We start from the raw sequence: 23,606 nt of genomic DNA on the forward strand, positions 1-23,606 counted from the left end.
AAACGGTAATCTGAATTTGCGCCCTGAAAGGGCATAATTGTATACAGTTCCGCCCTTTCAGGGCTTGTGGCTGGTGTGTTTTTTTTCGTAGGGCGTTGCCCTACGCTATATAATTAAGCCCTTTCAGGGCACCCCAATAAATATATAATTGTAAGGCTTTCAGCCTAACTGCAAAATTCCCATTTAACCGCTAAATTCCCATTTAATTGAGAACAGCATAGAAACGAGTTAAACGGTGCGCTAATGAATGGATCAAGGGTGAGGGGTGGTGAGGGTAGATTTATAACTTTCGTATTTTTTTTTATAGATAAAAAAGGAGATAGTATAGAAAATAATAAAATAAAAGGTTATAAATCTACCCTCACCACCCCTCACCTTTGACCCATATTTTATAATAAAAAGATAACGGGGAATCTTAAAAACTCAATCATCTTTTTCAGATTTACCACAACGTTTCCAGAATACTTCATTATTTTATTCAAAACTACATAGTTTGGAATCAATTGCCACTAATGATTTTATTAGTTATTTTTAAGCAATCGTTTACCTATTGATAGTTATTTCATTGCCTAAGTAGTTTTCGTTTGACTATAGTCAAGCGATAGTTCAACATATGTCAAGCGTTCGTTCAACAACTGTCAAACGATAACTCGTTAGGCAATTGAAAGAATAATATAAGCAAGAGAAAGAAATAAAAGCTGCATATTGACGAGTTATTGTCAGCGGTAGTATCTTGGGAGCCGTTTTCAGACTGAGCCGCATTTCCGTACCGGAATGAATTAATTTTTAGGGATATGGGCTCAGTTGTAATTCTTGGGGGATTAAGTTTAGTCAATTCCCTTCATGCATATACCTTTGCTAGCCTAAAAAGGAAGAAGCTCATATCCACTACTCCTCTAAATGATGCCCTAAATGCTTTGATTTTAGCATTAAATGCTTCCGCTGCTGCATTTGTACTCCTGTTCACAAAGAAGTTCAGAATCCTTTCATAATGATTCTCAATAGAGTTTGCTACTGTTGTGAATGTATCGTATCCATATTCTTCAATCTTATTATACCATAGTGCCAGCTTTGCTCTTGCTACATCCTTGTCATAGTTTGTGGAAAAGATCTTTCCCAACTCCAATGAGTAGTAATATACGTGCTTAATATCTTCAAACTGCTTGAAAAGTAATTCTGCCCTGATTTTCTGACTCTTGGTCCATTTATCAGGTGATTTAAATAATAAATATCTGCTTCTGGCCAATAATTGCCTGAGTGTATCTCCGTTTTCGAGTTCTTCTGCTTTATATACTTCCCCCTTCTCTTTTGCCGCTTTCATAGCTTTATTCTCCTCTTTTATCACTTGCCATCTATATGTAATGCGCAACTCTTGTACAGCTTCGTATACAAGTTTTTGTACATGAAACCTATCAATCACCTGCATGGCACGTGGAAAGCACGTTTTGGCAATCTTTTGCATGCTCCCTGCCATATCCAGTGTAATTTCTTTGACCTGATTACGCAGCTCCTGTGGCATCTTTGTAAGTACCGCAATGATATCATCGGTTTTAGTGCCCTGAATTACAGCTATAATAGAACCTTTCCTACCTCGCTTATCTCTATTTATTAAGATGGTATAAAGATCTCCCTTACTTAAAGCCGTTTCGTCAATACATAGGTGATAACCCATATTCTTTGGATAAAGGATATACTCTTGGGCATGTGCTCTCTGATCCCAATTCTGGAAGTCACTCAGGTGGTCTTTATATTGGCTTTGAAGCTGTTTGCCATCCATACAGTAATGCTCAGCTACACTTTGGCAGCTAACGGCGTGATTATCTAAGTAATTCTTTTAAAAAAGCACCGAACTCAGCGGTTATGCGAGTACCGGTGGCTACCAAACTCCAGTCACGACTATATGTCTGCCCAGTGGATGGATCTTCCCAGCGACGACGCTTGATACGTAAATAAACGGCTTTACCACGGATAGGGAAGTCCTGAACTTCAATCTCAGGGAGGAAACCTTTTGAGTGAAGATGGAGATCAGAGTACTCAGCAGGAATAGTGGCTTTCTCCTCTAAATAAAGAATAAAGCAAGTATCCTGAGAAACATGATTGACTAGGGTAAAGTAATCAAGGATTCCTGAAGGCAAGAACAAGCTTAAAGAAGCAACAGGATCAATCGTTTGGGAAGAGGATGTTTTCATGATGCAAAAATAAGAATTTTAACGCAATCCCCCAAGGTTTCAGACTGAGCCGGGATATGCCGCCGTTTCATAATCTTAGCGGTCTAAAGTAAAACAAAAAAAAGAGAATCTAATTTCTCAGATTCTCTTTGGAGAGCGGAAGACGGGGCTCAAACCCGCGACCCTCAGCTTGGAAGGCTAATGCTCTATCAACTGAGCTACTTCCGCAATTTTTGTGGGCAAAGATGGATTCGAACCACCGAAGTCGAAAGACAGCAGATTTACAGTCTGCCCCATTTGGCCACTCTGGTATTTGCCCTTTTTTTGCTTTTGAGGAGGTTTGTTTCTCAATTGCGGTGCAAAGATACAACTATTTATTTAAACTCCAAACAAAATCGATCATTTTTATTGCAGTAATTGCACATTCGTCTCCTTTGTTACCCAGTTTGCCACCGGCACGATCCTCTGCTTGCTCCATTGTATTTGTGGTAATTAATCCGTAAATAACTGGTATATCGCCAGTTGCGTTTAACTCGGTAATTCCCTGGGTTGCTCCCATACAAACATAATCAAAATGTGGAGTATCTCCTTTAATTACGCAACCAATTGCAATAATTGCATCAAGATCGCAATTTTCCATCATTTGATTGGCGCCAAAAGTTAGTTCGAAACTTCCCGGTACAGTTTTTACCAGAATATTTTCGTCTTTTGCTCCATGTTTTTTTAATGTATCGACTGCGCCTTTCAGTAAAGCACCGGTAATATTGAAGTTCCATTCGGATACGACAATGCCAAATTTCATTGCTTCTGCATTCGGAACGGAATTGAAATCATATTCGGATAAGTTATGGTAAGCTGTTGCCATAGTAAATTAAAAGTTGAGAATTATAAAATGAAGTTTGAAAGTATGGGAAATTAAGAAGAAAGGCACGGATTTCACGGATTCCACGGTTTTAATAGATAATCCGCTTAATCCGGTGTAATCCGTGCCTCGATCTCCTTATATAATAAGGTATTATTTTTTCATCAATTTAGCCTGTTCGATATATTTGTCGATGTCCATAGCTTGATAAGACTGGAAGTATTTATCCTTGATCTTAGTGTAAGCGTTTACTGCATCGTCATATTTTCCTTGTTTTACCAAGATTTCTCCGGCTTGTATCAGGAAAATCGGGCTTAATGTGTTATTGTCAGCTTTGTCTGCTGCCGACAGTAAAGTAGAGGCAGCTTTGTCCAGTTGACCAAGTTGTGCATAGCAGTTACCTGCAGCACCCAAGATTGCCGGAGCAACCATTTGGTCTTTTCCATTGAAGCTATCCAGCATCTTCACTGCTTCTTCATATTTGCCAAGTTGTGCGTAGCAAATACCAGCATAAGCTTTTGCCAAATTAGCAGCTTTTGTTCCGCTGTACTCATCAGCTACTTTCAGGAAACCTGTGTAACCGATGCTGTCACCGTTTAAAGCCTGTTCAAAAGCATCCTGTTCAAAGTATTCCTGTCCTTTGAAAAGAGCTGCTTGTGCTTTTTCTTCACGTGGTTCAGCATAGAGGTTTTTGTACATGATAAAACCTGCTACAATAATAATCACAGCAACAACACCGCCAATAATTGCGTTTTTGTACTTGATAAGAAATGCTTCCGATTGTGTCAGTGCATCTTCTACGTTCAGATGTTCGTTCTGATTCTTTTGTTCTGCCATTTTATATGATTCTTTTTGTTATTATTCACAGTTTGATATTTCGACTCGCAAAAGTAGTTTTTTTATATCTACAAACGAAATTTAGAAGCATCTTTTTTTGTTTTACACCCGAAAACCACGAAAATCTTGCTACTTTTGTGAACAAATTAACGTGTGCACAATGATACTGAAACGAATATCTATATTAAATTATAAGAATCTGGAAGAGGTGGAGCTGGGATTCTCTGCCAAACTGAATTGTTTTTTTGGACTGAATGGGATGGGGAAGACGAATCTGCTGGATGCAGTGTATTTCTTATCCTTCTGTAAAAGTTCCGGCAATCCGATTGATTCGCAGAATATTCGTCATGAACAAGACTTCTTTGTCATCCAGGGTTTCTATGAAGCGGAGGACGGAACTCCTGAAGAGATTTATTGTGGAATGAAACGCCGTTCGAAGAAACAATTTAAACGGAATAAGAAAGAATATAGTCGTTTCTCGGATCACATCGGCTTCCTGCCTTTGGTGATGGTTTCACCTGCCGATTCTGAATTGATAGCCGGAGGGAGTGATGAACGTCGTCGGTTTATGGATGTAGTGATTTCGCAGTATGATAAAGAATATCTTGAAGCACTGATACGGTATAATAAAGCATTGGTGCAGCGTAACACATTGCTGAAGAGTGAGTTCCCGGTGGAGGAAGAATTGTTTCTTGTATGGGAGGAAATGATGTCTCAAGCCGGTGAAATCGTTTTCCGGAAGCGTGAAGCGTTTATCCGGGAGTTTATTCCTATTTTCCAATCTTTCTATTCTTTTATTTCTCAGGATAAAGAGGCTGTGGGATTATCTTATGAGTCTCATGCACGGGATGCTTCTTTGTTGGAAGTGTTGAAGCAGAGCAGGGAGCGGGATAAGATAATGGGATTCTCTTTGCGGGGGATTCATAAGGATGAGTTAAATATGCTGTTGGGCGAATTTCCGATAAAGAAAGAAGGCTCGCAGGGACAGAATAAGACATATCTGGTGGCGTTAAAACTGGCACAGTTTGATTTCTTGAAACGTACGGGCAGAACTGTTCCTTTATTATTATTAGATGATATTTTTGATAAACTGGATGCTTCCCGCGTAGAGCAAATAGTGAAGTTAGTGGGCGGAGACAATTTCGGGCAGATATTTATAACGGATACGAACCGGGGGCATCTGGACCGTATTTTACATAAGGTAGGTAGTGATTATAAGATATTTCGTGTAGAAGAGGGTACAATTCAAGAAATGGAGGCTGACGATGAAGCGCAATGATGCCGAACAAATAGGAAAACTGATTCAACAGTTTCTTCGTCAGGAGAGTTTGGAATCTCCGCTGAACGAACAAAGACTGTTGGATGCCTGGCCTCAAGTCTTAGGACCGGCGGCGGCTTATACCAGCAATCTTTATATTCGTAATCAGACATTGTATGTGCATCTTACTTCTGCTGCTCTCCGGCAGGAGTTGATGATGGGGCGTGAAGTATTGGTGCGCACACTCAATCAGAGAGTCGGTGCTATGGTTATTACAAACATTATTTTTCGTTGAGGAAAGGGATTCTGTCTATAACCTTTATACCCAGCTTGCGAAGTGTTTCGGTTGCACGGCTGTAATAAAAAGGATTTTCCAGATATTGATTATTGTGAGCATCTACACCGATGATAGCGGTACAACCTTCATGGGCGGCTACTTTCCAGAAATCCGGGTAAGGAATGGTGGTGATTCCATGAATGTCATTATACTCTTCATAACCAAGATTATATTCCAACGGTAGGTTTAACCGTGCTGCTGTCCGGCAGATATGTCTGCTGACCAGTTTGCAATGATGATCGAATTCCGGGTAGGAACGCATGAATAAATCCGGATGGGCAAGGTAGGCAAATAGTCCGCTTTCCATCCCTTCAATAGCACTCTCTTCGTAGAGCTCGAGCATGTCTACCGAATCTGTATTCCGGCCGAAATAGGGAAACTTCTCATCTGTATGAAAATGGTGATTTCCGAAGATGATGTAATCCAGCTTATATTCTTTGATGATTCCTTTTAACCAGTGTATATATTCAGGAAAGTATTCACATTCCAATCCTATTTTTATACTGATTTGATTCTTGTATTTTTCTTGTAGCGAACGGAGGCTTTCCACATACCCCGGCAACTCTTCAGGGAGCATGCGGATGTCGGAGATATAATTGGTGTGGTATTTCCACGGAGTGTGGTCTGAAAAGCCTATTTCTTGATAGCCGCCTTTGATGGCACTTAAAACAAATTCTTCGTCACTCCCTGTCGCATGATGGCAGCGGGTGGTATGGGTGTGATAATTCGTCTTCATTGATTGTTATAATTATATCCATGCGGACGTCGAATGATTCCGCAGGAACTTCTTCTACTAATTGAAATGGGAAACAAATCCCAGCTTTGTAAGCTGTTGGTATGCGTGGCAAGAGGCGGTCGTAGTATCCTTTTCCTCGTCCCAAACGATTACCTTTTGCGTCGAAAGCGACTCCGGGAACGACGATGAAATCGATGGCTGCATAGTCTGTGAATGCTTCCCCGGTTGGTTCTTCTATGCCATAGACACCACAGATTGACATATTTTCAGGCCCGGTATATACCCGAAGCTCCAAATCATCGCCTACCACTACGGGGAGCAAGATTCGTTTCTTATTGCTCCATTTTTGGATAAACTCATGTGTGTCTACTTCATCATTTAGCGAATGGTATAGTAGTACGGTATTGGCCGCCCTGAAAGCCGGGTGGGCTTCAAGGGCGGTCAGTATGTTAGCTGATTGCAGCTTTCGCATAGTCGAATCCGCGTGTTGGGTCTTCAGTAATGCTATACGCTTGCGCAGTTCTTTTTTTCTTTCCATCTTTTTTGTCCTTTGTCACTTCTTCCTCTTCAACGGCTACCGGAGCTTTTGGGAAAGCTTCTCCTTTTTCGAGTATCTCAATGCCTTTAATGACGGTAGCATCTGTCTTGTTAAAATATTGAAGATAAGCTTCCAGTCCAAGCATATTGTAGATGATGTTACCAAAGAGGTTCTTCTCCAAAAGTTTGTATGACTTCTGAATGAGGATATTTCTTCTTTTCACTCCTTTGCTGTCGGCAAAACGGACAAACTGTTCTACCAATCCCTGATGACGAAGATAATTCAGCAATTCTTCCTCTGTTTCATATTGGCTAAGTTTCTTCCGGTTATTGTCGGTGTACTGGAATGTGAATTGAATAGTCAGTCCCCGATTGATAACAGTAGAAAGATAAGAGGTGACTCCCGTTGTATCTTGTGGTACGAATATATCCGGCATGATACCACCACCGCCATAAACAGTACGTCCTAGGCTGGTGTTATAACGTTCGCTCTCATTCTGCTTGATACTGTCGCGTGAGAAGAATTCCCCATGTTCGTAACGGGTATATAAATCCAGTTCGTAGTTACGATCTTTACCGCTTTCGTATGGGCGTTGGATACAACGTCCGGATGGAGTGTAGTAGCGGGCGATTGTCAGGCGGATAGCCGAACCATCACTGAAGTCGATCGGTTGTTGCACAAGCCCCTTACCAAAGGAACGGCGTCCTACAACTGTACCCCGGTCGTTATCTTGAATAGCTCCGGTGAAGATTTCACTGGCAGAAGCAGAACCTTCGTCAATCAATACGACGAGTGGCATTTTCTGACAGCTACCTGTGCCGTTGGCGAATTCTTCTGCACGTGGATATTTACGGCCTTGAGTGTATACGATTAATTTGCCTTCGGGCAGGAACTCATTCACCATGCGGATGGCAGCCTCCATATATCCTCCGGTGTTACCGCGGAGGTCAATGATTAGACCTTTGCATTTTTTATGGTTGAGTTGTGCCAGTGCATTCAACAATTCTACATGACTGGTACGACCGAATTTGCTGACTTTCACGTAACCTATGTCATCGTTTAGCATATAAGCTGCATCAACGGTATTTTGAGGAATGTCTCCACGGGTAATGTTGAAATGCAATAAGTCTTTTTCTCCTGTTCGTTTGATTCCTAATTTCACTTGTGAACCTTTCGGACCTTTCAGAGTGCGCATAGCCCGTTCGTTAGTTACTTTCTTACCGACAAACAAACTGTCGTCCACGGTAACAATACGGTCGCCCGCCATCAATCCTATCTTTTCAGAAGGGCCACCCTGAACGACTGCATTCACATGAATGGTGTCGTTCTGTATGGTAAACTGGATACCGATTCCGCTAAAGCTACCTTCCAGTTCCGAGTTGACTTCTTCGAGATTTTGAGCAGGGATATAAGTTGAATGTGGATCTAATTCGGCCAGAATCTGCGGCATGGCTTTTTCCACTAAATCGGCCATGTTTACGGTGTCGACATATTGATCGTCTACAATGCGTAACAATGCGTTTAGCTTATTGGAGGAACCGTTGATAATACCCAAACGGTTGCCGGCAAAATGCTTGGCATAAAATGTACCGATAAGAATCCCGACTACCACGCTGACTGCTATGATGACAGGTGTAAAACGTGAAGAGTTTTTTGTACTCATGTCTATTCCTTTTTTAAAACGTTCGTCTTCTTATTTATTCGGAGAGGAATGGTTATCTAATTCTGTGTAGATAACTTCGATTCCCGCCCGTTTTAATAACTCAATTCCATCTTCCAGGCGGTAATGTTCGGAGTAAACTACCCGTTTGATCCCTGCCTGTATGATTAACTTCGCACATTCGATGCAAGGAGAGGCGGTGACGTACATGGTAGCACCGTCGCTACTGTTGTTTGAACGTGCTATTTTGGTAATGGCATTTGCTTCCGCATGCAGAACGTATGGTTTTGTCAGATTGTTTTCATCTTCGCATACATTCTCAAAACCGGAAGGAGTTCCGTTATATCCATCGGAGATAATCATTTTATCTTTAACAATTAAAGCTCCTACTTTGCGGCGTTGGCAATAGGAATTTTCAGCCCATATACTGGCCATGCGTATATAACGTTTGTCAAGTTCTAATTGTTTCTTTTCAGTGTCCATGTTGTTTACTATTTATTACTAACTACCCGGAAAACCATACGGAAAGTTTGTTTACCGGATGCCGGTTTGTATAAAAGGTATAAGTTGTTACTGTCTCCTTCGTAAGATGTGGCTGCATTAAGTCCCTCTATAAAATTTCTGGCGAGTTGGTCGTTACCATAATTACCTGCAGTGGTAACAGTAGCTTTAAAGCTGTTGTTTTTGGCATTGGCGCTCCATTTCCCTTCAAAAGTACTGGTTGCAATGACAGTTCCTTTTATATTTCCGTTCATAACATCTCCATCTACTGTACCATCAAATACGATATTGTATGTACCATTCTTATTAAGTTCTTTGATACTTGCTTTTTCTTGTTCCTCATTTTCCCAGAAGGGAAACATCTCATGACCTCCATCCACAGTGATATAATTTAGTTTCCACGTTTTTCCTGTAAAGATAGCAGCTACATCGTCCGAATCATTACACCCTGAAAATAAAGGAAGCAATAGTAATAATCCTACTATTTTATAGATATTCTTCTTCATACGGTTATGTTTAATACTTAATACCTTATACTTAATACTTATTTCTTTATTCCATTTCTGATTAATAAAGCATCAATACTTGGTTCCTGTCCGCGGAAACGTTTATAAAGTACCATTGGATGTTCCGTTCCTCCTTTCGACAGAATATTATTGCGGAACGAGTCTGCAACTTCCTGATTGAATATTCCTTTTTGCTTGAACAATGAGAAAGCGTCAGCATCCAGTACTTCCGCCCATTTATAGCTATAGTATCCGGCAGCATATCCACCAGCAAAGATATGGGAGAACTGCGTACTCATGCAAGCTTCCGGCACAACCGGCAATATTTGTGCATCCTTCCAGGCTTCCTGTTCATAAGCTTTCACGTCTCCTTCAAAAGGAGTGTCGCGAGTATACCACGCCATATCGAGTAAACCGAAACTTAGTTGTCGCAGACAAGCATAGGCAATATTAAAATTAGAAGCATCTACAAGACGTTTTATTAATTCATCCGGTAAAACTTCTCCTGTCTGATAATGACGGGCAAATGTATTGAGGAAATCTTTCTCTATGGCGAAGTTCTCCATAATCTGCGAAGGAAGCTCCACAAAGTCCCAATATACATTGGTTCCGCTTAAACTTCTGTAAGTGGAATTGGCAAACATACCATGCAGGCTATGTCCGAACTCATGCAAGAATGTTTCTACTTCATTGAATGTTAATAAAGCAGGCTTATTCTCGGTTGGCTTGGTAAAGTTCATCACAACGGATACATGCGGACGGCTGTTTTCGCCAGTCTTTTTATCTATCCATTGATCTTTGTAACTCGTCATCCAAGCTCCGGCGCGCTTACCTAAACGCGGGTGGAAGTCAGTATATAGGACGGCTAAGAATTTTCCGTCTTTATCAAACACTTCAAAGGCTTCCACTTCTTTATGGTAAACCGGAATCTCTGTATTTTTCCGGAAAGTAATTCCATATAACTTTTCAGCTAGTCCAAACACTCCTTTCTTCACTTGTTCCAATTCGAAGTAAGGACGGAGCATTTCTTCATTGATATTGAATTTTTTGTCTTTCAGTTTGTTTGAGTAATAACTCCAGTCCCAAGGCATTACAACGAAATCATCTCCCTGCTCTTCGCGGGCCAGTTCTTGAATTTCTTTGTATTCTTGTTGTGCGGTAGGAGCGTATGCTTCCAGCAGTTGGTTGAGCAGCTTGTATACAGACTCACTGTTTTCAGCCATTCTTTTCTTTAGCGTATATTCCGCATAATCTTTGTATCCCAATAGCTGGGCTATTTTCATACGTGTATTGGCTATATTTTTTACGATATCGATATTATTGAATTCGTTATCGTGCGTACATTTTGTATTGTAAGCCATATACAATTTCTGGCGTAAATCACGATTGTCGGAATACGTCATAAAAGGAACGTAGCTTGGAGCATGAAGCGTGAACGCCCATCCTTCTTTTTCTTCGCTCTTGGCTGTTTCAGCAGCAGCTTCTATGATAATTTCGGGTAATCCGGCGAGACTTTCCTTTTTTGTCAACAGCATCTGATAGGCATTTGTCTCTTTCAGGTTGTTTTCACTGAAAGTAAGCGTCAGTTTACTCAACTCGTTTGTCAGGCGGCGGTACTCTTCCCGTGCTTCTCCTTCCAAATTGGCACCATGACGAACAAAACTGTTGTATGCATTTTCCAGTAACTGTTTTTGTTCCTGTGTCAGTTGCAAAGTCTCTTTTTGGTTGTACACTTCTTTCACACGTGCGAATAACTTTTCATTCAGTGTGATATTATTGCTGTGTTCACTAAGTAACGGCATAATCTTTTGAGCGAGTTCTTGCAGATCGTCATTCGTTTCTGCGCTCAACATATTACCGAAGACGGCAACTACTTTATCCAGTAATTCCCCTGATTCTTCGAAAGCTTCTATCGTATTGCTAAAATCAGCCTTTTCCGGATTCTGTATGATAGCCTCTATTTCAGCATTTTGCAGCTTGATTCCTTCGAGGATAGCAGGCTCATAATGTTCAGTTTCAATCCGGTCGAACGGCACGGTTCCGTGCGGCGTATGGTATTGCCCGTAGAAAGGATTCTGGGCGTTTGTTATATTGCTCATAGTGCAAACTAGTATCAATGTTATTAATAATCTCTCCATAGAAGTACAAAGCTACTAAAATTGTCGCTTATTCAACGGATAACACGTTGCTTTTTAACAATATATAAAATGAAATGTATAAAAAAACCGCTACGGTTTCCCGCAGCGGTTTTCTATATGGTTCAAGCTTCTAATTAAGCGTTAACTGATGCCATGTGAGCGATCAAGTCAAGAACTTTGTTAGAGTAACCGATTTCGTTGTCATACCAAGATACAACTTTAACGAAAGTATCAGTCAAAGCGATACCTGCTTTAGCGTCGAAGATAGAAGTACGAGCGTCACCTAAGAAGTCAGAAGAAACTACTGCATCTTCAGTGTAACCCAGGATACCTTTTAATTCGCCTTCAGAAGCTTCTTTCATTGCAGCGCAGATTTCAGCGTAAGTAGCCGGTTTAGCCAAGTTAACTGTCAAGTCAACTACAGATACGTCCAAAGTCGGAACACGCATAGACATACCAGTCAATTTGCCGTTCAATGCAGGGATTACTTTACCTACAGCTTTAGCAGCACCAGTAGAAGAAGGGATGATGTTGCCAGAAGCAGCACGACCACCTCTCCAGTCTTTCATAGAAGGACCGTCAACTGTTTTCTGAGTAGCAGTTGTAGAGTGAACTGTAGTCATCAAACCGTCAAGGATACCGAACTTGTCGTTCAATACTTTAGCGATAGGAGCCAAACAGTTAGTAGTACAAGAAGCGTTAGATACAAATTGAGTACCTTTTACGTATGTCTTTTCGTTTACACCGCAAACGAACATCGGAGTGTCATCTTTAGAAGGAGCTGACATTACAACATATTTTGCACCAGCTTCGATGTGAGCCTGAGCTTTGTCTTTGCTCAAGAACAAACCTGTAGATTCAACAACGTATTCTGCACCTACTTCGTTCCATTTCAAATCAGCCGGATTTCTTTCAGCTGTGATACGGATAGCTTGACCGTTAACGATCAATTTGCTGTTTTCAACATCTGCTTCGATAGTACCGTCGAATTGACCGTGCATTGTATCATACTTCAGCATGTAAGCCAAGTAATCAACCGGGCAAAGGTCATTGATACCTACGATTTGAATATCGTTTCTTGTCATTGCAGCGCGGAAAACGAAACGTCCGATACGTCCGAATCCATTAATACCTACTTTAATCATTTTGTTTAAACTTTTAAGGGTTTTATAATATTTGTTCAAATATCTCTCTACCTCCGCACTTGTTTTATTTTCAAATGCGGTGCAAAATTACAAAAATGTTTTTATATTCGCGCATTAAATTCACATTAAATATTGAAAAAAGATGGGAAAGAGTACATTTTTACAGGACTTTAAGGCGTTTGCCATGAAAGGTAACGTCATAGACATGGCTGTCGGTGTTGTTATTGGTGGTGCGTTTGGAAAAATCGTATCATCATTGGTTGCTAATGTTATTATGCCTCCGATTGGTTTATTGGTTGGCGGTGTGAACTTTACGGATTTGAAATGGGTGATGAAAGCGGCAGAGATCGGTGCTGACGGTAAGGAGATAGCTCCGGCTGTGACATTGGATTATGGTCAGTTTCTGCAGGCCACCTTTGATTTTCTGATTATCGCTTTTGCTATATTTTTATTTATACGTTTGATTACGAAACTGACAACTAAAAAACAGGCAGAAGTAGCGGCTGCTCCTCCAACTCCTCCTGCGCCAACGAAAGAAGAAGTTTTGTTGACGGAGATACGTGATTTGCTGAAAGAAAAAAATAATTGATTCTAATTAAAATAAAGGAGATTTCGGGTGTAAACTTGTGAATCTCCTTTATTTTTCTCTTCATTATTAATATAGATTGCGTACTTTTTTCTACTTTTGCAACTCAATTTATTCAAAATCCAACCATTGATATGCAGGAAAAAATAATAATTCTTGATTTCGGTTCGCAGACAACACAGCTTATAGGCCGCCGTGTACGTGAATTGGATACGTATTGTGAAATCGTTCCTTATAACAAGTTTCCTAAAGAAGACCCGACTATTAAAGGAGTCATTCTCTCCGGAAGTCCTTTTTCGGTTTACGATAAAGATGCTTTCAAAGTAGATTTGAGTGAAATTCGTGGTAAATATCCGATATTGGGTATTTGTTATGGTGCACAGTATCTGTCATACACCAATGGCGGAAAAGTGGAACCGGCCGGAACGCGTGAGTATGGACGTGCTCATTTGGCTTCTTTCTGCAAAGATAATGTACTGTTTAAAGGAGTGCGTGAGGAGTCGCAGGTGTGGATGAGTCATGGAGATACGATAACTGCTATTCCTGATAATTTCAAGAAAATAGCTTCAACAGATAAAGTAGAGATTGCTGCTTATCAGATAGAAAGGGAGCAGGTATGGGGTGTCCAGTTCCATCCGGAAGTATTCCATAGTGAAGACGGAACTCAAATCCTGAAGAACTTTGTGGTAGATGTTTGCGGCTGCAAGCAAGATTGGTCGCCGGCTTCTTTTATTGAGAGCACGGTTGCCGAACTGAAAGAACAGTTGGGTGATGATAAGGTTGTTCTCGGTTTGAGTGGTGGAGTCGATTCATCGGTTGCGGCAGTGCTGCTGAATAAAGCTATCGGCAAGAACTTGACTTGTATCTTTGTAGATCATGGTATGCTGCGTAAGAATGAGTTCAAGAATGTGATGAAAGACTACGAATGTCTTGGTTTGAATGTGATTGGCGTTGATGCCAGCGAAAAGTTCTTTACGGAACTGGCTGGTGTGGCCGAACCGGAAGCTAAACGTAAGATTATAGGTAAGGGGTTCATCGATGTGTTCGATGTAGAAGCTCATAAGATCAAAGACGTGAAATGGCTGGCCCAAGGTACAATCTATCCGGATTGTATCGAGTCATTGTCTATCACGGGTACAGTGATAAAGAGCCATCATAATGTAGGTGGACTTCCTGAAAAGATGAATCTGAAATTATGTGAGCCACTTCGTTTGTTGTTTAAGGATGAAGTTCGTCGGGTAGGTCGTGAGTTGGGTATGCCGGAACATCTGATTACCCGCCATCCGTTCCCGGGACCGGGGCTGGCAGTGCGTATTCTGGGTGATATTACTCCTGAAAAAGTACGTATTCTGCAGGATGCTGATGATATTTTTATTCAGGGATTGCGTGACTGGGGATTGTATGACCAGGTATGGCAGGCAGGAGTTATCTTGTTGCCCGTACAGTCTGTAGGCGTGATGGGAGATGAACGTACGTACGAAAGAGCAGTTGCTTTACGTGCTGTGACATCTACAGATGCCATGACAGCCGACTGGGCGCATCTGCCTTATGAATTTATGGGTAAGGTATCGAATGATATTATTAATAAGGTGAAGGGAGTGAACCGTGTAACCTATGATATCAGTTCAAAACCACCAGCAACCATTGAGTGGGAATAATAACACTTTATAATCTAAAAATAGCCTCAATAGGAATTCCTGTTGAGGCTATTTTTATGATGGATAGGTTCTTTTTATAATGAGTCAGTCTGTATCTACTCGCTTACCAGCTTCTGTGCATCTGGAATAAGAATCTCTTTCCGACGTAATTCTAATAATCCTTTGTCTTGTAGCTCATTGAGCGCTTTTGAAGTATTCAGTCGGGTGTCGTCTAAGTAGCGGGCAAGATCGTCCATCTTCATTTTGAATATCTTTTCTCCCTGAATCTTTTCACAATGTAACAGAAAAAAGCGAATGATTTTCTCTGTTAAATCCTGTGTCGGCTCTTCCCATAAGCGGGAGTAAAGATTTTGTGCCCGGTTACTTACGATATTCATATAGTTGAGCCGGAATATTTCATATTTGAACAGATCGCTAAGTACAAATGCTTTGCTGATACTGACAGTATGCGCTTCTGTATGTGCCACATAAGCAGAAGTGTAATGAGTGTTCATGCCAAACAGCGACTGTGGTTCCAGCAGGTAAGGTGCTTCCATCTGTTCAATGACGGTGTATATATTTTCTTTGGAATTTGTGACAATAGAAACCTCGCCTTTTAACAGGAAGCAGAGTTGTTTACACGGACTACCACTCTCAATGATAGTTTCTCCTACTTTATGCTTGATAAAGTGTAGCTTGACCTTATCCAGAATACTTGTGAAATCTTCATGACAAAGACCTTGAAATAAAGGCAATTGGAGCAAAGTGTCGAACATTGTTTCCATATGTTGTAATCTCTTGTTAATCGTACAAATTTACTCATAATACAACACGGCTGTCAATATCTGACCCTTCTTTTTGTTTTTTTTATTGTTTGAATGTATAAAAATAGAGTATATTTGCAGAAAAAAAGGAGGAAATTATGTTTGCAGGCTTCAATTGGCAACAGATGGTTAGTGCGTTTATCGTACTTTTTGCCGTGATAGACATTATCGGCTCTATACCTATTATAATTAACCTGAAAGAAAAGGGGAAAGATGTGAATGCAATGAAAGCTACCGTCATCTCTTTTGTTTTGCTGATCGGATTTTTCTATGCGGGAGATATGATGCTGAAACTCTTCCATGTAGATATCGAATCGTTTGCAGTTGCCGGTGCGTTTGTTATCTTCCTCATGTCTTTGGAGATGATTTTGGATATTGAGATTTTCAAAAATCAGGGTCCTATCAAAGAAGCTACTTTGGTGCCGCTTGTCTTTCCTTTGTTGGCAGGTGCCGGAGCTTTTACTACTTTGCTTTCTCTTCGGGCGGAATATGCCAGTGTTAATATCATTATAGCTTTAGTATTGAACATGATTTGGGTTTACTTTGTAGTGAGTATGACTGGTCGTGTAGAACGTTTCTTGGGAAAAGGTGGTATCTATATTATTCGTAAGTTTTTTGGTATCATCTTATTGGCTATTTCTGTAAGGTTGTTTACGGCCAATATAACGTTATTGATTGAAGCGTTGCATCGGTCTTGATTAATAATCTAATCTTTACTTGTTTTCTACTTGTTATTTTTGTATATTTGACGATTTTACTTATACTTTTCACTAGGGTGAGAAGAGCTTGTCATCGAGGTGAAAAGGGCTTCTCATTCGGGTGATAATGTCTCATCATTTTAGTGAGAGGTTACTGATGTTGGTAATAAACTACAAGGATGTTGGTGAGAAATGGTGAGGATGTCGGTGTCCTTATGAAGGAGAAACTAATATATAACCGTAAAGATGGCAGTACAATTTGAGTTTTATAAGAATCCTGGAACGGGAGAAGAAGGAGAGGAAGAGCAATATCATCCCCGAGTTGTTAACTTCAATTCTGTGAGTACTGAATATTTGGCAGCTGAAATTCATAGAGCTACAACGTTCGGTGAGGCAGAGGTTGAAGGCGTTCTGATGTCATTAAGTCATTTCATGAGCTCTCATCTTAAAAATGGTGAACGTGTACATTTGAAAGGGATAGGATATTTTCAGGTGACGTTGCAGACTACAGAACCGGTATATGATGTTAAGACACGTTCTGATAAAGTTTCTTTCAAAGCTATTCGTTTTCAGGCGGATAAAGAACTCAAAGGTGAATTATATGACATGCATATACAACGTTCGAAATGGAAGTGCCATTCGGCTGTCCTTTCAGAGGAAGAAATTGATCGGCGTTTGACGGAGTTTTTCACTACTCACCAAGTCTTGATTCGGCGTAATTTACAATCCATTTGCCAGTTTACTCAAATTATGGCATCGCGTCATATACAACGTTTGAAAGAACAAGGTAAAATAGAGAATATAGGAACTCGTTTTCAACCGATTTATGTGCCCAGATCCGGGTATTATGGAAAATAAACCATCCCTGATACTGGGTGGAGAGGCGTAAGTAGGGCCGGAAAATCATGATAGGGGGGGCTGGATATGGGTATATTGGATGTAGATAAATATTTAATATGTGTCTTTGCATTACTTGAACGTCTCCTGTCATAGTTGCAGATAGATGGGAATTTCTTGTTTGTCATGAAAAGACCTCTGTTATTAAGTTAACCTTATTGTATATAAGTAAAAAGAAAAAATCACGGAACAATGAAACAAAAACGATATTTGTTGATCAGCCTTCTCATTTTCTGCTTGTTTGTAACATTGCAATGGGGCTATGCAAATACTACTATATTGTCCAATTATCGTTATGGACTTACCTTCAAAGCACATACTGTTAATCAGGATCAAAGAACAAGTCTTGATCTGACTCCGGATAGAAGTCTGCATCTGGGTAATAAGTTCTCGCTTAGTTTTGACATTAAGTTGAGAGAGGAATTGCATACTTATGGATATGTGTTTAGAATAATCTCCGACGATACTTCTTCTTGCTTGGATTTTATATCTTATCAACTACGATCCAAATTCAATTTTATATTGAACAAAGGTAGTTCGATTGTTGAGAATGTGGATTTTATAGACAGTACTCAAATAGTAAAGGATGAGTGGATTAAGATAAGGCTTGATTTCACAGAACAGGGGATTAAGATTTCGGTGAATGAGGCTACTCAAATGATGCGTCATTCTTTTAAAGACTTTAACAGTCTAAGTTTCTTATTTGGAAGCAATAGGCATCCAAAGTATTATACGACCGATGTTCCTCCCGTTAGTTTGCGTAACATTGAATTGTATAATCAGGATGGTAGAATAATACGATGCTGGAAGCTGGCCTTGCATAACAGAAAAGGAGAAACAATGGATGAAGTAGAGGCTCAACGTGCAATTGTTCAAAATGGCATTTGGGAAATAGATAGACATTATAACTGGCAGAAAGAGAAATCCCTGAAATTTGATAGTAAGAAGTTTCAATGTCAAAATCTTCAATTAGCTTATGATAGTATAGGTGGTAGGATATTTATGGTACTAAAAGAGAAGGTATTGGTCTACCATGTCGATAATAAACAGGTAGATACTCTATCAGTTGAAAAAGGAGAACCTTATTTTGGAGTATCCAGACAGGTTATTTATTCTGCTGCTACTGACGAGTTGATTTCCTATTCTACTGAACATCCTCTTTTAAGCAAATATAATTTTGCCACGCATGAATGGTCGATTCCTTCTACGTGGGAAGTGGACTCCAGACAGCATCATAATCGTATGATAGATCCGGAAACCAATCATTTGATCCTTTTTGGAGGATATGGACGCCATACTTATAATGCAGATTTTGTGGAAAAAGGTTTGAATGACGGAGATCAATGGCAAATTATTTCTTTGGATTCCTGTATCACTCCTCGGTATTTAAGTGCTATGGGCATTGAGGATAAAGACCACATTCTTATAATGGGCGGGTATGGAAGCCGTTCAGGAAAGCAGGAAGAGTCTCCACAGAATTACTATGATCTTTATCGGTTGAATATCCGGGATAAATCATGTTCTAAAGTGTGGTCTTTTTTTAATGAAGGCGAGCATTTTACGTTTAGTAATTCAATGATAATAGATACTGTCGCTGATAAGTTGTATGCTTTGGTTTATAATAATGATCGTTTCCATACCAATCTCAACTTGTGCAGTTTTGATATTTGTACCTCAAATCCACAATCCAAAATAGTAAGTGATTCTATCGAATATGATTTTCTGGATATTAAGTCTTATTGTGATTTATTTCTTTATCAAGACCAGATGTTGTATGCTTTTGTTGTTCAGGAGAAGATACCGGGTGAGGCAGTTTTAGATGTATATTCTTTAGTATATCCTCCTTTATCGTCAGATGAGATTTATATGGAAAAGAACAAAGATTGTCATTTTTCTACATGGGTTATCTATGGAAGCATTTTAATATGTCTGGTATTCTTCTTCTTCGTTATTGTATATGTCTACAAAAAAAAGAAAAGTAAAACAACTGGAGTTTCGATGACTATTTCCAAAGTGGAATATGGAGAACAAGAGATTGCTAAGCCATCTAACAGAAAAATATCTGCAATTTTACTTCTTGGTGGTTTTCAGGTCTTTGATAAACAAGGGAATAATATAACGGGTGAATTTACGCCTACTCTTAAATTACTTTTTCTTTTCCTATTGCTAAACTCCATCAAAGGTGGAAAGGGAACAACTTCACAAAGATTGGAAGAGACTTTTTGGTTTGATATGAGTAAAACGAGTGCAGCCAACAACCGTAGGGTTAATATCCGTAAACTTCGGCTAATTCTTGAGACGGTCGGGGAAGTACAGATTGTTAATAAAAATGATTATTGGTATATTGATATGGGTAAAGATACCCTATGTGATTATCATCAGGTATGCCAGATCTTAAATGCTTTTGAATTCTATAATTCTTCTAATAAAGAAATGATTGTCAACTTTGTAGAGTTGGCATCTTTGGGGGTGTTGCTGCCTAATGTAAGTACGGAATGGGTGGATGAATATAAATCGGAGTATTCTCATAACGTTATAGAACTACTTCTTTCTATCAGTGTTCGTGAAGAGATTGGGAAAGACAACAAACTATTGCTGAAAATAGCGGATATTATACTGATGCATGACTGTACGGATGAAGATGCTATTCGTATAAAGTGCAGGGCGTTATTTCTGTCTGGACAAAAAGGACTTGCTAAACAATGTTTTGATAAGTATTGTGCTGATTATAACCGTTTATTGAATACTTCTCCCGAATTTACATACGATGATGTGATTTGTGAGAGCTGATAGGTGGAATTTATTTTTTGAATGAAATAAATTTTGCATTAAAAGTGCATTAATGATTTCCCGGAAGTGGCTTTATTGCTTTCGGGTTCTTTTATTTTCTTCATAAGAGGGCAAAATATTTCTATTTTTTTCTCTTTGTTTATCAGGTACTTATATGGAATGTGATAAGAAAAATCATATTATTAATATGAAATTAATGTTGTGATAATGCCTCTCATATACTTTCGCAGTACCAATTAATCGCAAATCTATCGAGTTATGAAGTGTACTGATACCTCTTGAGTAGGTTCATGATTCATAGTGATCTATAATAGATGATTGATTGAACAATATATCAACTTAATTTATAATTTATGAAAGCACGCATTTGCAAAGAGAAGCACTGGAATGTGCATTTAAGGTTCTTTCTTGTGATGATGGGAGACTTACTGTTCTCAGTTTCTGTTCTTGCCCAAAGTAACCTGATAACGGGTAAAGTTATAGACAACGCCAGCGAACCGATTATTGGAGCCAGTATTCAATCTTCTGTGGTCGGGAAGGGAACTATCTCTAATATGAATGGAGATTTTTCCATTGAGGTTCCTGTCGGGACGGAATTAACTATTAGTTTTCTTGGTTACCGCACTCAAAAAATAAAAGTGTCTGATATGCGGTCTTTAGTTATCAAATTGCTGGAAGATACACAGGCGTTGGATGAAGTGGTAGTGGTAGGTTATGGAGTTCAGAAAAAAGAGAGTTTGACGGGTGCTATTTCTAATATTAAAAATGATGAGATTATTAAAACGAAAGCTACCAGTCTGGCACAATCACTTGAAGGGAAAGTCTCGGGATTGAAGATACGGCAGAATGACGGTGAACCGGGACAATTTCGTTCCGATATCAATATCCGTGGTTTGGGTACTCCGCTTTTCATTATTGATGGGATTGTCAGAGATGGGGCTAATGAGTTTCAGCGTCTTAATCCGGATGATATAGAAAGCATTTCTTTCCTGAAAGATGGTACTGCAGCTATTTATGGTATGAATTCGGCTAATGGAGCCATTGTTGTAACAACAAAAAAAGGATATAAAGGAAAAGCGAAAATATCCTTGTCGGCTAATTGGGGATGGTCTAAACCGACTAATATTCCTAGGATGGCAAACGCAGCTCAATATATGGAGCTTAGAAATGATGCTGCAATATTAGGAGAAGGTAATCCATTGGTTACAAAAGAAGAACTGGAATTATGGAAGACGGGTGCTTCTGGATATGCCAGTACTGATTTATACGATCATGTGATTAAGAATAGTTCTATTCAACAGCAATATACTTTGTCCTTGCAAGGAGGTTCGGATATTGTCTCATACTTTGGTAGTTTTAGCTATGCATCTGATGAAGGGTTGTTGAAATCCGGTGATTTGGGATATGAGAAATTTACTTTTCGTTCGAATACTGATATAAAAATAGCTAAAGGATTGACCGCAGGAGTTAATTTGGCAGGTAGATATGATAAGACCAGCCAGCCATGGAACTCTTTCTATGAGATCTTCAAGCAGACCCGTGTGAATGTGCCGACTGTGCCTGCGTATGCCAATAACAATCCGGACTATTTGGCAACTCAAAGTATGGGAATTAATCCCATTGCTTTGGCGGATGCGGATATGACAGGTTATCATTATTATTATAATAAAAACTTTCAATCGACATTCACTTTAAAATATGAAGTACCGTTTGTGCAGGGATTATCTATACAAGGGCAATTAGGCTATGATTATAATCACAATAAACATAAAGGATTGAGAAAGAAGTTTTCTACTTATACATACGCTATCGAAACGGATGAATATATAGAGAATGAATACAATAATCCTTCTATGATACAAGTGAATAATAACGAAGCGAGCAGGCTTGACATGCAAGCACAAATCAGTTACAATAGGTTGTTTAATGATACACATAATGTAAGTGCTACATTGGTTTATGAAAGGAGACAGGAAAAAAGCGATTGGTCGAATATAGAACGTAAGTTTGATTTATTGACTTATGATGAAGTAGATTATGCCGGATTGAAAGATGCTGTTTCAGGGGGGATGTCCAACGAACAGGCTTTTATCTCGTATGTCGGTCGGTTTAACTATGATTACAAAGGAAGGTATTTATTAGAATTAGGATTCAGAAATGATGGTTCTTACCGCTATGCTCCTGGTAGCAGATGGGCTTTTTTCCCTATGGGGTCTATTGGTTGGCGTTTGTCGGAAGAGAAGTTTTTGAAGGAAAAGTTGGGCTTTCTTGATAATCTGAAGATCAGGGCTTCATACGGGGAGTCCGGACAGGATGCAGGTGATCCGTTCCAATATGTGTCGGGGTATAATCTTAATGTTGGTATTTATGAATTTAATGACGGAACTACCACTTCGGGCATTTCTGCTCCCTCTATTACGAATACGAATTTAACTTGGTATAAAGCTAAGTTACTTGATATAGGATTCGATCTTTCTATATTCAAAGGATTATTCTCTTTGGAGTTCGACTTATACCAAAGAAAAAGAAGCGGATTGTTAGCTACAAGAGTGGTGGCATTACCTAATACATTTGGTTCGCAACTGCCACAGGAAAATTTGAATAGTGATTTGACGAGGGGTATTGACATAACGCTCGGGCATACTAATAAGATCAGAAATTTTTCTTATAGCGTCAAAGCGAATATGAACTTAGCCCGCACCCGGATGGAGCATGTAGAAAGAGGACCTTTCATCAGTAGCATGGATCGTTGGAGAAATCAGTCTTCCGGACGTTGGAATGATTTCACATGGGGGTATCAAACTAATGGGCAATTCCAGACTACAGAGGAAATAAAATATGCTCCTGTTCAGGATGGAGAGTTGGGAAATAGCAAGGAACTGCCGGGGGATTACCGTTATGTAGATGCTAATGGTGACGGTATTATCGATGATAATGATAGAATGCCTCTCTTTTGGTCAGGTACTCCACTGATTCATTATGGCTTTAATTTGGAGGCTTCTTGGAAAAATTTCGATATCTACGCTTTGCTTCAGGGAGCGGGAATGTATACTGTCCAGTTTTCAGAGGTTTATGCCGAGGTACTGTGGTCAAAAGGAGCGAATACTCCAGCCTATTTCTATGACAGATGGCGCAAAGAAGACCCTTACAATCCGAATAGTAAATGGGTTGCCGGGAAATGGCCTGCTACCCGTTTAATACAGGATACTGGAGCTATGTATAAAGAGAGTAATATCTGGCGTCGTGATGCTTCTTATTTAAGACTCAAAACTTTGGAACTGGGTTATACATTGCCAGACAGTATTTTGAGAAAGAGTGGTATTAGTAATATACGATTCTATATTAATGGCTATAATCTTTTAACCTTCTGTGATTCTTTTGTGAAAGCGTTTGATCCGGAAAAGGTGGAAGGCTCTTATAGTGCTGGAATGAATTATCCTCTGACTAAAAGTTTTAATATTGGTTTTACTGCTAATTTCTGATAGATT

20 protein-coding genes and 2 tRNA genes are annotated in these 23,606 nt (G+C 39.6%); 8 read left to right on the forward strand and 14 right to left on the reverse strand.

What is annotated here, in order from left to right; translation table 11 throughout:
* Nucleotides 1–841: 841 nt before the first annotated feature.
* The 6 genes from HMPREF9009_RS09265 to HMPREF9009_RS09290 all read right to left on the reverse strand — a co-directional run bounded on the left by HMPREF9009_RS09265 (nucleotide 842) and on the right by HMPREF9009_RS09290 (nucleotide 3,867).
* Nucleotides 842–1,777 (reverse strand): ISAon1 family transposase, encoded by a 936-nt coding sequence (locus HMPREF9009_RS09265; protein ID WP_008025715.1) that lies wholly within the window; start codon nucleotides 1,775–1,777, stop codon nucleotides 842–844.
* 40 nt (nucleotides 1,778–1,817) lie between these two features.
* Nucleotides 1,818–2,189, reverse strand: coding sequence for an ISAon1 family transposase N-terminal region protein (locus tag HMPREF9009_RS09270; RefSeq protein WP_008640050.1), 372 nt, complete (start codon nucleotides 2,187–2,189; stop codon nucleotides 1,818–1,820).
* Nucleotides 2,190–2,323: 134 nt separating this feature from the next.
* A tRNA-Gly gene (locus tag HMPREF9009_RS09275) sits at nucleotides 2,324–2,396 on the reverse strand.
* Nucleotides 2,397–2,404: 8 nt separating this feature from the next.
* Nucleotides 2,405–2,487, reverse strand: a tRNA-Tyr gene (locus HMPREF9009_RS09280).
* Between the two features lie 51 nt (nucleotides 2,488–2,538).
* Nucleotides 2,539–3,033 carry a 6,7-dimethyl-8-ribityllumazine synthase gene (ribH, locus tag HMPREF9009_RS09285; RefSeq protein WP_004301766.1) on the reverse strand — a complete coding sequence of 165 codons (495 nt, stop codon included), beginning with the start codon at nucleotides 3,031–3,033 and terminating at the stop codon, nucleotides 2,539–2,541.
* Between the two features lie 150 nt (nucleotides 3,034–3,183).
* Entirely contained in the window at nucleotides 3,184–3,867 is a 684-nt protein-coding gene (locus tag HMPREF9009_RS09290; protein ID WP_004316163.1) for a tetratricopeptide repeat protein, read from the reverse strand.
* Between the two features lie 160 nt (nucleotides 3,868–4,027).
* On the opposite strand from HMPREF9009_RS09290, the gene recF reads away from it, so the two are divergent.
* Both recF and HMPREF9009_RS09300 read left to right on the forward strand, forming a co-directional pair.
* Nucleotides 4,028–5,146, forward strand: a complete 1,119-nt coding sequence (gene recF / locus HMPREF9009_RS09295) for a DNA replication/repair protein RecF (RefSeq protein ID WP_008771136.1) — start codon at nucleotides 4,028–4,030, stop codon at nucleotides 5,144–5,146.
* Nucleotides 5,133–5,420 carry a DciA family protein gene (locus HMPREF9009_RS09300; RefSeq protein ID WP_004316165.1) on the forward strand — a complete coding sequence of 96 codons (288 nt, stop codon included), beginning with the start codon at nucleotides 5,133–5,135 and terminating at the stop codon, nucleotides 5,418–5,420. The genes recF and HMPREF9009_RS09300 overlap by 14 nt, the downstream gene beginning before the upstream one ends.
* Here HMPREF9009_RS09300 and HMPREF9009_RS09305 read toward each other — a convergent pair.
* The 7 genes from HMPREF9009_RS09305 to gap form a co-directional block, all read right to left on the reverse strand.
* Nucleotides 5,407–6,198, reverse strand: a complete 792-nt coding sequence (locus tag HMPREF9009_RS09305) for a histidinol-phosphatase (RefSeq protein ID WP_008771137.1) — start codon at nucleotides 6,196–6,198, stop codon at nucleotides 5,407–5,409. The two genes, HMPREF9009_RS09300 and HMPREF9009_RS09305, sit on opposite strands and share 14 nt — an antisense overlap.
* Nucleotides 6,143–6,670 (reverse strand): 5-formyltetrahydrofolate cyclo-ligase, encoded by a 528-nt coding sequence (locus HMPREF9009_RS09310; protein WP_049701978.1) that lies wholly within the window; start codon nucleotides 6,668–6,670, stop codon nucleotides 6,143–6,145. The genes HMPREF9009_RS09305 and HMPREF9009_RS09310 overlap by 56 nt, the downstream gene beginning before the upstream one ends.
* A complete protein-coding gene (locus tag HMPREF9009_RS09315) occupies nucleotides 6,648–8,399 on the reverse strand; it encodes a S41 family peptidase (protein ID WP_008020856.1) in 1,752 nt (583 codons plus the stop codon). The genes HMPREF9009_RS09310 and HMPREF9009_RS09315 overlap by 23 nt, the downstream gene beginning before the upstream one ends.
* Before the next feature lie 30 nt (nucleotides 8,400–8,429).
* Nucleotides 8,430–8,879 (reverse strand): dCMP deaminase family protein, encoded by a 450-nt coding sequence (locus HMPREF9009_RS09320; RefSeq protein ID WP_008020857.1) that lies wholly within the window; start codon nucleotides 8,877–8,879, stop codon nucleotides 8,430–8,432.
* 8 nt (nucleotides 8,880–8,887) lie between these two features.
* Nucleotides 8,888–9,403: a DUF4847 family protein gene (locus HMPREF9009_RS09325; RefSeq protein WP_008020858.1), complete on the reverse strand. Its 516-nt coding sequence runs from the start codon at nucleotides 9,401–9,403 to the stop codon at nucleotides 8,888–8,890.
* A 38-nt stretch (nucleotides 9,404–9,441) separates the two neighbouring features.
* Nucleotides 9,442–11,502 (reverse strand): M3 family metallopeptidase, encoded by a 2,061-nt coding sequence (locus HMPREF9009_RS09330; protein ID WP_049701979.1) that lies wholly within the window; start codon nucleotides 11,500–11,502, stop codon nucleotides 9,442–9,444.
* Between the two features lie 173 nt (nucleotides 11,503–11,675).
* Nucleotides 11,676–12,686: a type I glyceraldehyde-3-phosphate dehydrogenase gene (gap, locus tag HMPREF9009_RS09335; RefSeq protein ID WP_004316172.1), complete on the reverse strand. Its 1,011-nt coding sequence runs from the start codon at nucleotides 12,684–12,686 to the stop codon at nucleotides 11,676–11,678.
* Between the two features lie 142 nt (nucleotides 12,687–12,828).
* Here gap and mscL point away from each other — a divergent pair, with 142 nt between their 5' ends.
* Nucleotides 12,829–13,275 (forward strand): large-conductance mechanosensitive channel protein MscL, encoded by a 447-nt coding sequence (mscL, locus tag HMPREF9009_RS09340; protein ID WP_004316173.1) that lies wholly within the window; start codon nucleotides 12,829–12,831, stop codon nucleotides 13,273–13,275.
* 131 nt (nucleotides 13,276–13,406) lie between these two features.
* Nucleotides 13,407–14,930, forward strand: a complete 1,524-nt coding sequence (gene guaA, locus HMPREF9009_RS09345) for a glutamine-hydrolyzing GMP synthase (protein ID WP_049701980.1) — start codon at nucleotides 13,407–13,409, stop codon at nucleotides 14,928–14,930.
* Between the two features lie 95 nt (nucleotides 14,931–15,025).
* On the opposite strand, the gene HMPREF9009_RS09350 is transcribed toward guaA, so the two are convergent.
* Nucleotides 15,026–15,694, reverse strand: coding sequence for a Crp/Fnr family transcriptional regulator (locus tag HMPREF9009_RS09350; RefSeq protein WP_004316175.1), 669 nt, complete (start codon nucleotides 15,692–15,694; stop codon nucleotides 15,026–15,028).
* A gap of 137 nt (nucleotides 15,695–15,831) precedes the next feature.
* Here HMPREF9009_RS09350 and HMPREF9009_RS09355 point away from each other — a divergent pair, with 137 nt between their 5' ends.
* The 4 genes from HMPREF9009_RS09355 (at nucleotide 15,832) to HMPREF9009_RS09370 (ending at nucleotide 23,600) form a co-directional block, all read left to right on the forward strand.
* Nucleotides 15,832–16,431, forward strand: coding sequence for a MarC family protein (locus HMPREF9009_RS09355; RefSeq protein WP_004316176.1), 600 nt, complete (start codon nucleotides 15,832–15,834; stop codon nucleotides 16,429–16,431).
* A gap of 246 nt (nucleotides 16,432–16,677) precedes the next feature.
* On the forward strand, nucleotides 16,678–17,289 hold the full coding sequence (locus tag HMPREF9009_RS09360) for an HU family DNA-binding protein (protein ID WP_004316725.1): 612 nt from the start codon (nucleotides 16,678–16,680) through the stop codon (nucleotides 17,287–17,289).
* A gap of 231 nt (nucleotides 17,290–17,520) precedes the next feature.
* On the forward strand, nucleotides 17,521–20,118 hold the full coding sequence (locus HMPREF9009_RS09365) for a hypothetical protein (RefSeq protein WP_049701981.1): 2,598 nt from the start codon (nucleotides 17,521–17,523) through the stop codon (nucleotides 20,116–20,118).
* A gap of 353 nt (nucleotides 20,119–20,471) precedes the next feature.
* Complete coding sequence (locus HMPREF9009_RS09370) at nucleotides 20,472–23,600, forward strand: SusC/RagA family TonB-linked outer membrane protein (protein ID WP_049701982.1); 3,129 nt, start codon at nucleotides 20,472–20,474, stop codon at nucleotides 23,598–23,600.
* The last annotated feature ends 6 nt before the right edge of the window (nucleotides 23,601–23,606 follow it).

The organism is Bacteroides sp. 3_1_13 (assembly GCF_001185845.1).
In the GTDB taxonomy this organism is placed as follows: Bacteria; Bacteroidota; Bacteroidia; order Bacteroidales; family Bacteroidaceae; genus Bacteroides; species Bacteroides xylanisolvens.